This is a genomic window from Flavobacterium sp. ALD4 (assembly GCF_002836475.1).
Taxonomy (GTDB): domain Bacteria; phylum Bacteroidota; class Bacteroidia; order Flavobacteriales; family Flavobacteriaceae; genus Flavobacterium.
Window position 1 is genome coordinate 95,659 of sequence record NZ_PJBJ01000030.1, and the last position, 12,378, is coordinate 108,036.

The 12,378-nt window shown below is 35.6% G+C and carries 13 protein-coding genes; 3 read left to right on the forward strand and 10 right to left on the reverse strand.

Annotated elements, in window-relative coordinates; genetic code table 11:
• Positions 1–7: 7 nt before the first annotated feature.
• Entirely contained in the window at positions 8–592 is a 585-nt protein-coding gene (locus CXF59_RS09070) for a hypothetical protein (protein ID WP_101137500.1), read from the forward strand.
• 5 nt (positions 593–597) lie between these two features.
• Here CXF59_RS09070 and CXF59_RS09075 read toward each other — a convergent pair whose 3' ends face one another.
• The 9 genes from CXF59_RS09075 to hisS all read right to left on the reverse strand — a co-directional run bounded on the left by CXF59_RS09075 (position 598) and on the right by hisS (position 9,575).
• A complete protein-coding gene (locus CXF59_RS09075) occupies positions 598–1,395 on the reverse strand; it encodes a Cof-type HAD-IIB family hydrolase (RefSeq protein ID WP_101137501.1) in 798 nt (265 codons plus the stop codon).
• Between the two features lie 92 nt (positions 1,396–1,487).
• Positions 1,488–1,706, reverse strand: a complete 219-nt coding sequence (locus CXF59_RS09080) for a putative signal transducing protein (RefSeq protein WP_101137502.1) — start codon at positions 1,704–1,706, stop codon at positions 1,488–1,490.
• A gap of 15 nt (positions 1,707–1,721) precedes the next feature.
• Entirely contained in the window at positions 1,722–2,372 is a 651-nt protein-coding gene (locus CXF59_RS09085) for a DEAD/DEAH box helicase (protein WP_101137503.1), read from the reverse strand.
• Positions 2,373–2,446: 74 nt separating this feature from the next.
• Complete coding sequence (locus CXF59_RS09090) at positions 2,447–3,610, reverse strand: sigma-54 dependent transcriptional regulator (RefSeq protein ID WP_101137504.1); 1,164 nt, start codon at positions 3,608–3,610, stop codon at positions 2,447–2,449.
• Positions 3,611–3,682: 72 nt separating this feature from the next.
• Entirely contained in the window at positions 3,683–4,999 is a 1,317-nt protein-coding gene (locus CXF59_RS09095) for an ABC transporter permease (protein ID WP_101137505.1), read from the reverse strand.
• Between the two features lie 67 nt (positions 5,000–5,066).
• Positions 5,067–5,990 carry an ABC transporter ATP-binding protein gene (locus CXF59_RS09100; RefSeq protein ID WP_101137506.1) on the reverse strand — a complete coding sequence of 308 codons (924 nt, stop codon included), beginning with the start codon at positions 5,988–5,990 and terminating at the stop codon, positions 5,067–5,069.
• A 128-nt stretch (positions 5,991–6,118) separates the two neighbouring features.
• Positions 6,119–7,246, reverse strand: a complete 1,128-nt coding sequence (dnaJ, locus tag CXF59_RS09105) for a molecular chaperone DnaJ (RefSeq protein WP_101137507.1) — start codon at positions 7,244–7,246, stop codon at positions 6,119–6,121.
• 57 nt (positions 7,247–7,303) lie between these two features.
• On the reverse strand, positions 7,304–7,882 hold the full coding sequence (locus CXF59_RS09110) for a nucleotide exchange factor GrpE (protein WP_101137508.1): 579 nt from the start codon (positions 7,880–7,882) through the stop codon (positions 7,304–7,306).
• 322 nt (positions 7,883–8,204) lie between these two features.
• Positions 8,205–9,575 (reverse strand): histidine--tRNA ligase, encoded by a 1,371-nt coding sequence (gene hisS / locus CXF59_RS09115; RefSeq protein WP_101137509.1) that lies wholly within the window; start codon positions 9,573–9,575, stop codon positions 8,205–8,207.
• A 177-nt stretch (positions 9,576–9,752) separates the two neighbouring features.
• Between hisS and CXF59_RS09120 the strand changes: the two genes are divergently transcribed.
• Both CXF59_RS09120 and CXF59_RS14970 read left to right on the forward strand, forming a co-directional pair.
• Positions 9,753–10,994, forward strand: a complete 1,242-nt coding sequence (locus CXF59_RS09120) for an ABC transporter permease (protein ID WP_198554667.1) — start codon at positions 9,753–9,755, stop codon at positions 10,992–10,994.
• Positions 10,995–11,275: 281 nt separating this feature from the next.
• The gene (locus CXF59_RS14970) at positions 11,276–11,431 is read left to right on the forward strand and encodes a hypothetical protein (RefSeq protein ID WP_157824555.1); all 156 of its coding nucleotides are present in this window, start codon (positions 11,276–11,278) and stop codon (positions 11,429–11,431) included.
• A 54-nt stretch (positions 11,432–11,485) separates the two neighbouring features.
• Here CXF59_RS14970 and prmC read toward each other — a convergent pair whose 3' ends face one another.
• The gene (prmC, locus tag CXF59_RS09125) at positions 11,486–12,340 is read right to left on the reverse strand and encodes a peptide chain release factor N(5)-glutamine methyltransferase (RefSeq protein ID WP_101137511.1); all 855 of its coding nucleotides are present in this window, start codon (positions 12,338–12,340) and stop codon (positions 11,486–11,488) included.
• Positions 12,341–12,378 lie beyond the last annotated feature (38 nt).

Below are 12,378 nucleotides of genomic sequence, written 5' to 3' on the forward strand. Positions count from 1 at the left end.
CACTCAAATGAAAAAAGCTATTATATTCTTTCTTCTTTTTCAGGTGCTAACCACAAATGCTCAAAATAGTATTGAATGGGATGGTACCTACCAACTACAATTAACAGATTTTCAATCAAAAGCCACTCAAATAGGAGCTGAGGTTAGCATTACCAGTATACATACTGCTTCAAGCCTTGATTTTGGATTCATGATGAATAATGTAGAGTTTATGTTTACCAAAAACTTCAATTCGAAAGTAAACTGCTCTTTCCAACGAGATGCAGGATCTTTAATCGCTCCAGATACAATTACGGCTAACAAACTACTGGATTTTGCGCGTTATGAATTTGACTTATCTGAACTCTATGCCCGTAAATTGCGTAAAGAAATCTACGAGCAGAAAGGAACTTTTTCTGATGTCAGTTTTTTAAAAGTTATATATGACCAAATACAAAATAAATATGCCGAAGAGCATGCCATGGCAACAAAAACAACTAATCTAGGCCTTGACACAGTGAAACTAACTGCGCTGCATACCGAAGTATCAAAACAAATTCAGAACTATCCTGATTTTTGTAAAAGTTGCAAACCACCTAAGAAAAAGAAATAAAATCGTTAATTCAAAATAAATCTACGTACAACCTCAGCAACACCATGATTATTATTTGAAGCTACAATAACATTAGCTCTGTCTCTCAATTCAGGAGTGACATTATCGACCCAAACACCTAGTCCTGCATATTCAATCATCGTCAAGTCATTCCCTGCGTTCCCAACAGCTATGATTTCACTTTGGTGAATACCTAGTTTCTCTGCCAATATTCTTATACTTGCCGCTTTGTCTATACCAGTTTGTGCCACTTCCAGGAAAAAAGGCTTTGACATGCTGACGCTCAAATGAGGCATGGCCAATTTCAAGTCTTTTTCTACTTCTTTTAGATAACTTGGCTCTTCCAATAAAATACATTTTACAGCCGATGAATTAACGGCTGCCCTGAAATCCACCACTTTATTATGCACTAAACCTGTAATATTAAGCTCAATATCGATGTATTCTGAATTCGTTTCGCTCACTACTTTACCATCAATATACGTAATGATATGGGTTTTACTTTTTAGGCTATATTCATATAATTCGTGAATTTGTTCCTTAGTCAAGGTCTGCTCAAAAATTACTTTATCCTCCTTTAAATCTGTAATTACAGCACCATTATAAGAGATCATGTACGAATTGTCCATTTTCAATTCTCTGGCATACGCTATCATTGCAGGCGTTGGTCTCCCTGATGCCAAAATAACATAAACCCCTTTTTCCTGAGCTTTAAAAAGCATCTCTTTATTTTCTTCCGAAATTGTATGGTCGTCTGTCAACAAGGTATCATCCATGTCTATAACCAGCATCTTATATTTCATTTATCTTTTATAATTATGATAAACCCATTAAAAAAGAAAACCCTGATACCATAATAGCTACCCAGGGTTTTCTTTTTTAAATCATCGGTCCTTTAAATACTTAACCTAAATTCCTCAATAACCGGGTTTGCCTTTGCAAAATCAGTTTCTTGTATAAAAACCTCCACAGCAGAACCCGAGCTTCCAAAACCGGCTAATCTAGCAGATTGAATATTATCCTTCATGACTGTATCAACACCTATCGCTTCAATTTTTTCTTTTAAAGCCATTGCCAATATTTCGCTTCCTGAAAACACTTTCATTAATCCCATCTTATTTATTTTATGTTATTTTGTTTCCTCTTCTTCCTCATCCTCTTCTTCAGCTTCTTCAATTTCAAATAGATAGGGCTCTACCATCATTTTATCGGCAAGGCTTTCTATTCGGTCGGTAAGTCGTTCTGAGAAAATAATTCGTTGTGTTTTATTGATGCTGTTTGACATACGCATCAGTTTAGTTTCATGGCGCAATTTTAAAATAGAATCTGCATCATCAATAATAAACATTTTCAATCTGTTTACATTAAAACCGGCAGTCGTAAACATTTCACCCAACTTATTAGGTGTCCCTACCAACACATCAACTCCACCAGAAATATAATTCTTGTCATATTCCATATCGCCCCTATCATGCACTCCGTAAACCACCAAATCAGTATGCCTTTCGAATTTTTCGAAGATGGCTTCCATTTCTAACACTTTGGCTTTATCTTCCACGATAATCAAAGCACGAGGCGACTGTTCTCCCTCGCAAACCAATTGTTGGATCACGTTGATAACAATAGTTGTAGATTTCCCACTTCCTTTTGGTGCGATAATAATACAGTCAGCACCACTTTTTAAAGCAGAAAAAGTCTCTTTTTGTAATGCATTGGCTTGGGTTAAACCGATTTCAACTAATCCTTCTCGTAACTTTTCGTTTATTTTCTTTAATTTCATTTCTTATTATTGAAAGAGTAAAAAACAGAAAAATTGAATCCCAATCGTTCTGCTTTTTAATCATTAAGTTATTTTTATTTACTGGCAAACAACTTCACGTCATTTTCAGAAATTTCACTCCCGCCCAGGATAATTAAACGCTCCACGACATTACGCAATTCACGAATATTTCCAGTCCAATCGTATTCCTGCAAAAGTTTGACAGCGTCTCCAGAAAATTTCTTCACTGCATTTCCTTGCTCAGAAGCAATTTTGTCTGCAAAATGAGAAATTAGCTTTGGAATATCTTCGCGTCTTTCATTCAAGGAAGGCACTTTTATCAAGATTACAGCTAGTCTGTGATATAAATCCTCACGGAAACGACCTTCGGCAATTTCAGTTTTCAAATCTTTATTGGTAGCCGCCATCACACGAACATCTACTTTAATATCTTTCTCTGCCCCCACTCTTGAAATAACACTTTCTTGTAACACACGTAATACTTTGGCTTGAGCCGAAAGACTCATGTCTCCAATTTCATCTAAGAAAATAGTTCCTTTATCTGCAGCTTCAAATTTACCAGCACGATCTTTTACCGCTGACGTAAAGGCCCCTTTTACGTGTCCAAACAATTCACTCTCTATCAATTCAGAAGGAATCGCAGCACAATTCACTTCGATTAAAGGAAAGTTAGCGCGTTCACTTTTCTCATGCAACTGATGCGCAACTAATTCCTTACCGGTTCCGTTTGGCCCCGTTATAAGCACACGCGCATCTGTTTGAGCTACTTTATCAATCATCAATTTTATGTGATCTATTGCTTCGCTATCCCCAATCATCTGGTAATTCTTGCTGACTTTCTTTCTTAAAATCTTATTCTCAACTACGAGTTGTTTTTTGTCCAATGCGTTTCTAACCGTATTCAACAATCTATTTAAATCAGGTGGTTTTGATATATAATCGAATGCACCGAGTCGCATCGTATTAATAGCCGTTTCCATATCACCATGCCCAGAGATCATAACAATTGGAATTTCCGGTTTTATTTTTTTGACCGCTTCAAGCAATTCAACACCATCCATTTTTGGCATTTTTATATCGCACAAAACAAGATCGTAATCGTTATTTTTTATCTTTTCATAACCCACTACACCGTCTTCAGCATCTTCCACCTGATAGGTATCGCTCTCCTCAGAAAGTATTTTGGTAAGTACTCTGCGAATCGCCGCTTCGTCTTCTATGATTAATATTTTACTCATATCTATTTTGATTATTAATACCTGGCTTTTTGAAGTTCCGAATCAACGAATCAACGAGCAACCTCATAAACTTTAATATTTAAGCCATTTGTATAACTCTTTCCATGTAGGTTTCTTTCCATACATCAAAATTCCCACACGATATATTTTTGCTGCAAACCAAACTACCGAAAAGAAAGTAGTAAATAACAAGCTTACGGAAATGGCAATTTGCCACAAAGGTACACCAAACGGAATTCGCATTAACATAACAATAGGTGATGTCAGCGGAATCATAGAAAAAACGACTGCTATAGTACCATGCGGATCATTAATTACGCTAAAAAAACCTACATACACGCTAAGCATTAAAGGCATAATAATAGGTAGAAGAAATTGTTGTGAATCGGTTTGATTGTCAACAGCGGCACCAATTGCAGCATAAAAAGAGCTATATAGAAAATACCCCCCTATGAAATAAACTACAAACCCTATCAGTATACTCGCTATTGGCAAGTTCCATAACTCCTTGATATACATTTGAGCAGTACTGGCAAATTCGTTCTGCGCCTGCTGCATTAATTCCGGTGACACCCTTGCTGTTGGCCCCACATTAACTCCAAAAAATACAGAAGCGGCAAACATCAGAGAAAGGCCTATTAAAGCCCATATAAAAAATTGAAGAATACCTGCTAATGAGGTTCCAATAATTTTACCAATCATCAACTGAAACGGCTTTACCGATGAGATAATTATTTCGATAATACGATTTGTTTTTTCTTCTATCACACTTCGCATGACCATATTACCATAAATAATAATGAACATCATAATCAGATATCCAAATCCACCACCAATGGCAATTTTTATTTCATTAAGTCCTTTTACACTTTCCTCTCCTGAAGCTTTCGCCAAGCTAATATTAACCTTTGACTGGGCATTTCTAATCGCTAAAGTATCCAAATTTGCTTTTTCCAGATTGGTTTTAGTAATTTTGTTAGCAACAATATCCTGAATCTTTTCAATAAATACAATACTGGGGCTGCTATTAGATATAAATTTTATTTTATTTTCAAAATCGGCAACATTGGACGTATTCGGAATCAACAATACCCCTTCATAACTTTCATTAGTGATGCTGTCTTTGAGGAATTTCGCATCAATTAAAGATAAATCAACGTATTTATATTCACTTTTCGAATTGTTTTGCGCTATAAACTCTTTGACAAACAACCCTGATTCGTCATGAATTGCAATTCGTTTCGTTTCTGCTTTCATCGAACTTAAATACCCTACAAATGCGGCAATACCCACAAATAGAAGCGGACTTAAAAAGGTCATAACTATAAAAGATTTATTACGCACTTTGGCGACAAACTCTCTTTTTATGATTAATGAAATAATGCTCATTTAGATTTTTTATTAATGATTTTTGATACTTGATTTCAGAATTTAGAAATCATAGCATTAAAATTATTTACTTATCGCTTACCGTTTGAATAAATATATCATTTACACTAGGGATTTTTTCCACAAAATGGGTCACTTGTCCCCGCTGCGTCAGAACATGAAGCAACTCATTTGGCATGGCATTTCCCAATTGGATTTCCAGTTTCAATTCTTTGTTTAATGATTTAAAATTGGCCGTCCCTACAGTAAATTTTTGGGTGATGTCATACATCAGACCTTCCACATTATCGGATACAATACCAACCTCAAAGCTATTGCTTTTGAATTGTCTTTTGACATCGTCTAACTTTCCTTCTATCAGTTTATTTGATTTGTGGATTAATGCAATATGATCACACAGTTCTTCCACACTTTCCATTCGGTGTGTAGAAAATATTATAGTAGCGCCCTCTTCTCGCAACGCCAGAATTTCATCTTTAATTATGTTAGCATTCACAGGGTCGAAACCGGAAAAAGGTTCGTCAAAAATCAACAGTTTAGGTTTGTGCAACACACAAACAACAAATTGAATTTTTTGAGCCATTCCTTTAGATAGTTCTTGAATTTTTTTATTCCACCATCCTTGAATTTCCAATCTCTCAAACCAATATTCCAATTGTTTTTTAGCTTCTGCTTTTGTTAGCCCTTTCATTTGTGCCAAATACAAACATTGCTCTCCTACTTTCATACTGTTATACAACCCTCTTTCTTCTGGAAGGTAGCCTATGTACTGTACGTGTTTGGGCTGCAATTTTTCACCATCAAGGATAATGGAACCACTATCAGGCAACGTAATTTGATTTATGATTCTTATTAACGATGTTTTTCCGGCACCATTTGGACCTAAAAGCCCATAAATACTGCCTTTAGGAACTGTTAATGAAACTTCGTTAAGCGCTACGTAATCACCATATTGCTTCACGACTTTATTGACTTCAAGTAGGGTACTCATGCTGAAATTTGAATTTGTGTAAAAGTAAATAATTAGTATCGAAATAGATATGATTGTTACATAAAAAAACCCACCCTTATTTTCACAAGGATGGGAAACTTATATTTAATTTTTAACCTTTATAAAAATTATGAAAACATGTCTTTTACCTTCTCGAAAAATGATTTATCTGATTTTTCAGGATTTGGAATAAAATGTTCATCACTAATATTGCTTTCGAAAAACACTTTTTGTTCTTTACTTACGGTTTTAGGAGTCCATACATTTACATGCACTAACAAATCTCCACTTGCGTACCCATTTATATTTGGAATACCTTTTCCTTTAAGTCTAAGAATCTTACCGGATTGAATTCCTTCTTCTAATTTGATTCTTACTTTTCCGTTTATAGCTTCGATATCTTTTGAAATACCAAGAACTGCTTCAGGAAAACTGATGTATAAATCGTAATGCAAGTTCTCTCCTTCACGCTTCAAAAGTTCATGCTCCAACTCTTCGATTGCTACAATTAAATCTCCCGGAACACTATTTCCCGGAGCATCGTTTCCTTTGCCAGAAACTTTCAACTGCATCCCGTCAACTACCCCAGCAGGAATTTTAATAGAAACCGTTTCATCTTCAGTAATCATGCCTTGAGAATCTGCCTCTGCAGGTTTTTTATCTAAAATCTGACCTGATCCACCGCAGGTAGGACAGGTAGATGCTGATTGCATTCTTCCCAGAATCGTATTGGTAACACGCATTACTTGTCCTTGACCATTACAGGTAGAACACGTTTTATAAGAAACACCTGGTGCTTGAACTTTACGTTTTACTTTTACTTTTTTCTCAACACCATTAGCTACTTCTTCTAATGTCAATTTCACTTTGATTCGTAGGTTGCTCCCTTTAGTTCTACGTTGACCTCCGCCTCCGCCTCCAAATCCGCCACCACCACCAAAGGCGCTACCGAAAATGTCACCAAATTGGCTAAAGATATCGTCCATGTTCATTCCGGCATGACCGCCTCCGCCACCGCCGAAACCTCCAGAACCATCAAAAGCTTGATGACCGTATTGATCGTATTTCGCTTTTTTGTTCGGGTCGCTTAAAACCTCATAGGCTTCAGCAGCTACTTTGAACTTATCTTCTGCCGATTTGTCTCCAGGATTTTTGTCAGGATGATGCTCTAATGCTTTCTTTCTGTACGCTTTCTTAATGGCTGCTGCATCAGCACTTTTTGAAATCTCTAATATCTCGTAAAAATCTTTTTTCATCTTAATTTTTTCTTGTGAATGTACAGACCCAATTCATGGCGTCTACACCTGTCCGCATTACTGCCCTATAACCACTTTAGGAAATCGAATAATTTTATCTCCCAATTTATATCCTTTTTCAAGAACATCTACAATTTTCCCTTTCATCTTAGCTGAAGGAGCGGGAATTTGAGTTATTGCTTCAGCAAAATCTGCATCAAATGCATCGCCAGCCTTAACTTCCACTTGCTCTAACCCCTTTGAAACCAGGGTGTTTCTTAATTTTTCATGAATTAGCTCTACTCCTTTCAAAAGTAATTCGTCATCAGATTTAAGCATTTCGACCATTGCTCTGTCAAAATCATCTAAAACTGGTAACATAGCTAAAAGAACCTCTTGATTTGCAGTTTTATACAACTCTAAACGTTCTTTTGAAGTTCGTCTTTTATAATTTTCAAACTCTGCAAATAATCGTAAATATTTATCTTTTTCTTTCGCTAAATCTTGCGTCAATTGCTCTTCAACGCTTAACTCATCAGCAACAACTTGCTCTTCATTCACATTGTTATCTAATGTTACATCATCCATCTCATTATCGATTTCTGTATTTTCAGTAGTCATATTACTTTTATTTTTAAAAATATCTTTAAACTTCATTTTTTTCACTTTTCTTTGAATTGCAAAAGTACTGCCAAATCTAACTAAATGTCAAATTGTCATTCTTTTTTTTTAATGGCAACTATTTATCAGGTAGAACACTAAAGTTTATATAAATTTAAAATTTAGTAAAATTTTAAGAATATTACGCTCTAGTTTCTATAAGTTTGTTACTCGTTCTAATCTAGATTAAATTTTCAATCTATCAAAAACAAATTTAAGGTTGGTTTCTAAATAATTATTAATTCGTGAATACCTTATATTAAAAAAAGCTTTGTTAATTAACAAAGCTTTTTTTTATGCGTAAAATTTAAGTTACAATTTACAATAACGCCTTTTTTAAACCTTCAAAATCAAGTGAAACCTGCTCTCCGCTGACTAAGTTCTTCAGTGAAAAAGAATTTAAAGCTATTTCCTGTTCCCCTACTATTACGGCAAAAGGAATATTTCGCTTATCAGCATGTTGAAACTGCTTTGCCATTTTTGCGTTATCAGGATACAATTCCACTTTTATGCCTGCTGCTCTTAACTTTTGAATTGCCTGTAAGGCATAAAACGCTTCTGCATCTCCGTAATTAATAAATAACCCTTTTGATGTTGCGGTAACGGTTTCTGGAAAAAGGTTCAATTCTTCCACAACCAAATAGATGCGGTCCAATCCAAAAGAAATCCCAACTCCGCTCATATTTTTCAATCCGAAAATCCCGGTCAAATCATCATATCTGCCACCTCCACCGATGGAACCCATAGCCACTTCTCTAGGAGGTCCCACTTCAAATATTGCCCCGGTATAATAATTCAATCCACGCGCAAGGGTAACATCAAGATCTAATATTGCCGATGACAACCCCAATTTCGTTACATTTTCACAGATGAAGCGTAATTCTTCAACCCCTTTCATTCCTTCTTCCGAAGAGGCTAAAAGAAGTCCTAATTTTTCGATTTTCTCTGTAATGGTTCCGGTGAAATTGAAAAGAGGCTGGACCTTTTCTATCGCTTCCGCCCCAATTCCCTTCTCTATCATTTCTTTTTTTACACCGTCCTCACCTATCTTGTCCAATTTATCAAGCGCAACGGTAAAGTCAATTAATTTATCGGAAGCCCCTATTACTTCAGCAATTCCAGATAATATTTTTCTATTATTAATTTTGATGGTCACCCCTTTCAAACCCAATTCCGTAAAAACAGTGTCATAAAGCTGTACTAATTCCACTTCCTGCCACAAAGACTTTGACCCAACTACATCGGCGTCACATTGAAAAAACTCTCTAAATCGTCCTTTTTGAGGTCTGTCTGCACGCCAAACCGGTTGGATTTGATATCTTTTAAATGGGAATTCGATATCGTTCTGATGTTGTACCACGTATCGGGCAAACGGAACAGTCAAGTCATAACGCAATGCTTTTTCTGAAATACTCGATGTCAACTTCGTACTGTCCTTATCATCCAAATACGCCACATTGGCTTTAGCTAAATAATCTCCAGAATTCAAAATTTTAAAAATCAGACGGTCTCCTTCTTCTCCATATTTCCCCATTAAGGTCTCTGAATTTTCAAACGAAGGCGTTTCTATCGGTTGAAAACCGAATTTCTCGAAATTATTTTTAATGATTTGGATGATATATTGACGTTTTGCCACCTCAGCAGGTGAAAAATCTCTTGTTCCTTTAGGGATACTCGGTTTTGATGCCATTATTTTTAATTTAAGTTTTACTATTTAGGATTCAGGATTCGATTGATTGACAAAAAAATGCCAATTCGTAAATTCCTAATTCGTAAATTCAAGTTGCAAATATCTTATTTTTAAAATAAATAATACTCCTTCCAAAACAAACTTGTAACAAAAATTGTATTTTCGTGTCAAACTACCATGATGTTAAATTTATTCAAAGAAAACGTACGAATTGCTTACGGCTCAATCAGAACCCAAATATTACGTACCTCTCTCACCGTATTAATTATCGCTATAGGAATTACAGCCTTAGTAGGTATCCTGACTGTGGTTTCTGCTCTAGAAAACACCCTATCCGCCGATTTTGCGTCGATGGGAGCCAATACTTTTAACGTAAATCAATACGAAAACGTAACACAAAGACGAGGAGAGGAACGAAAAATTATAAATCCTATTATTTCGTACCCCGAAGCAGTCGATTTTAAAAACAAATACGACTATCCCTTCACGGAAACTTCCCTATCGTTTACTGCAACTTCTACTGCAGAGGTAAAATATGAAGCCACGAAAACAGACCCTGAAATTACCGTTGTTGGCGTTGACGAATATTTCCTGACTAACTCCGGTTTAGAAACAAGCCTAGGAAGAAATTTTACAGGTTTTGATATTGACAACAACAACTATGTTTGCGTAGTAGGCTCTGATTTTGGTAAAGGACTGCTTAAAGATATCAACCCTATTGACAAGACAATATCGATACGCGGTGCCCGGTTCAAAGTCATTGGTATCCTGAAAGAGAAAGGCTCCACTTTTGGCAATAAACAAGATTTAAGAGTTTTAATTCCAATACAAGTCGCCCGGTCCTTGTTTACGGCACCAAATATTAATTACACGATGAGTGTCATGGTTTCCAATAAAGAATTATTGGACCAAGCCTTAGACCACGCCATCATTACCATGCGTAATGTTCGAAAATTAAGCCCTGTAAGAGACAATAATTTCGGAATTGTACGCAGTGACGACCTCATCAATAGAATCCTAGGTATCACGAAATACCTTGGTTTAGCTTCGTGGCTGATAGGAATTATAACCGTTCTAGGATCTTCTATTGCCTTGATGAATATTATGATTGTTTCTGTTACTGAAAGGACTCGGGAAATAGGGATCAGAAAAGCATTGGGAGCCAAAAGGTCCACCGTCGCCATTCAATTTTTTATAGAGACTTTACTCATTGGTCAACTCGGCGGAATCGTTGGAATAATTTTAGGGATATTAATAGGTTACGCAATCGCGACTGCCTTAAGCTTTGAGTTTGTAATTCCCTGGATAGCTATCCTGGCTGCTTTTTTAACCAGTTTCATGGTAGCGATTGTTTCCGGATTGTACCCTGCAATTAGAGCCGCTTATCTAGACCCTATCGAAGCGTTACGATACGAGTGATTCTGAAGTTCTGCGTCAGTTTAGTAAAAATCAGTTGTAATGAAAGTTGAGCAAAAAAATAAAAGAAGTTTTGAGAAATAAAACTGAAAAATTTTCAATTCAGAAAAAGTAAATTATCAGTATTTAAATAGTTTGCTTATAAAATTTGAGAACGGAACTATTGATAAAAACGAAGAACTAAAGTAAAAGTAGAATACGTTATTAATGAAATATCAAATTTACAAACCTATGTAGAGGAAAAATTTAATCTTATTGAAGAAGGAAAATTCAAGAATCGTTATATGCTGTTGGGATTACCTTTAGGACTAAGATTGGGTTTGCCGTCTGCTACAGCAATTGAAAAAATAGGATTAAGACTTATAATTGCTGTGCCAATTGGGTTTTTAATAGGTAATTATTTAGATAAAAAAGCAGAAAACGAAAATAGAATATTATAACCCTAGAGAAAAAAAAGGCAGCTTTATAAGTTTCCAAAATAGTTGTTAAAAATATTAAATCGCCCCTCGCATCATCCTATCATTCCCATAAATATCTTTTCGCAATTCAATGCCTTTAAATTTCAACTTTTCAAGCAACTCAAACATGTCTTTCCCTAAATATTGATTTATTTCAAAGAATAGCTGCCCGTTGTCCAAAAGATTTTTCTGCGCTAATGCTGCAATTTTTTTGTAAAAAATTAAGGCATCATCATCTTCCACAAAAAGAGCCAAATGGGGCTCATTTTCCAGAACATTTTTTTTGATTTCCTGTTTCTCTAAATTCCGAACATAAGGAGGATTAGAAATAATGATATCAAATTGCTGATTTAAATCCTCGGTTTCCAAAATATTCTGAATGATGAAGGTAACATTCACTTGGTTTAGAGTCGCATTTCTTTTGGCTGTAGCCAATGCTTTTTCAGAAACATCAATCGCATAAACTTCAGCATTCGGAATGTTTTTAGCCAATGAAATAGCTATACAACCACTTCCAGTTCCAATATCCAATACCTTCAACTTCTTATTTCCTACTTCGCTCCTCGAACTTTGAATAATCCATTCCACTAATTCTTCAGTCTCGGGTCTCGGAATTAATACATTTTCGTTTACCTCAAAATCCAAACCATAAAAACTAGTTCTCCCTAACAAGTATTGAATAGGAATCTCCAGCTTCAGTTGTTCCAAGATGGAGTTCCAAAGAGCCATTTCATCTTCCAAAAAAACCAACTCGGGATCCAAAACCAAATCAATTCTTTTTAACTGATGCTTATCCTCCAGTATCAGGTAAAAAAAACTCTCTGCTTCGCCTTCATCATAAGTCGAAAGTAGTTCTTGAATAAATTGGCTTCTGTATTCTTTAATTTTCATTGTGTTTTTATTGCTTTATGAATGAAAAACTCATAATT

Coding starts and splice junctions, on each gene's coding strand:
- prmC (WP_101137511.1), bottom strand. CDS start 12,340: ATGAAAATTAAAGAATACAGAAGCCAATTTATTCAAGAACTACTTTCG.
- hisS (WP_101137509.1), bottom strand. CDS start 9,575: ATGGCATCAAAACCGAGTATCCCTAAAGGAACAAGAGATTTTTCACCT.
- CXF59_RS09110 (WP_101137508.1), bottom strand. CDS start 7,882: ATGAAGTTTAAAGATATTTTTAAAAATAAAAGTAATATGACTACTGAA.
- CXF59_RS09090 (WP_101137504.1), bottom strand. CDS start 3,610: ATGAGTAAAATATTAATCATAGAAGACGAAGCGGCGATTCGCAGAGTA.
- CXF59_RS09095 (WP_101137505.1), bottom strand. CDS start 4,999: ATGAGCATTATTTCATTAATCATAAAAAGAGAGTTTGTCGCCAAAGTG.
- CXF59_RS09075 (WP_101137501.1), bottom strand. CDS start 1,395: ATGAAATATAAGATGCTGGTTATAGACATGGATGATACCTTGTTGACA.
- CXF59_RS09085 (WP_101137503.1), bottom strand. CDS start 2,372: ATGAAATTAAAGAAAATAAACGAAAAGTTACGAGAAGGATTAGTTGAA.
- dnaJ (WP_101137507.1), bottom strand. CDS start 7,246: ATGAAAAAAGATTTTTACGAGATATTAGAGATTTCAAAAAGTGCTGAT.
- CXF59_RS09070 (WP_101137500.1), top strand. CDS start 8: ATGAAAAAAGCTATTATATTCTTTCTTCTTTTTCAGGTGCTAACCACA.
- CXF59_RS14970 (WP_157824555.1), top strand. CDS start 11,276: ATGCTGTTGGGATTACCTTTAGGACTAAGATTGGGTTTGCCGTCTGCT.
- CXF59_RS09100 (WP_101137506.1), bottom strand. CDS start 5,990: ATGAGTACCCTACTTGAAGTCAATAAAGTCGTGAAGCAATATGGTGAT.
- CXF59_RS09080 (WP_101137502.1), bottom strand. CDS start 1,706: ATGGGATTAATGAAAGTGTTTTCAGGAAGCGAAATATTGGCAATGGCT.
- CXF59_RS09120 (WP_198554667.1), top strand. CDS start 9,753: ATGATGTTAAATTTATTCAAAGAAAACGTACGAATTGCTTACGGCTCA.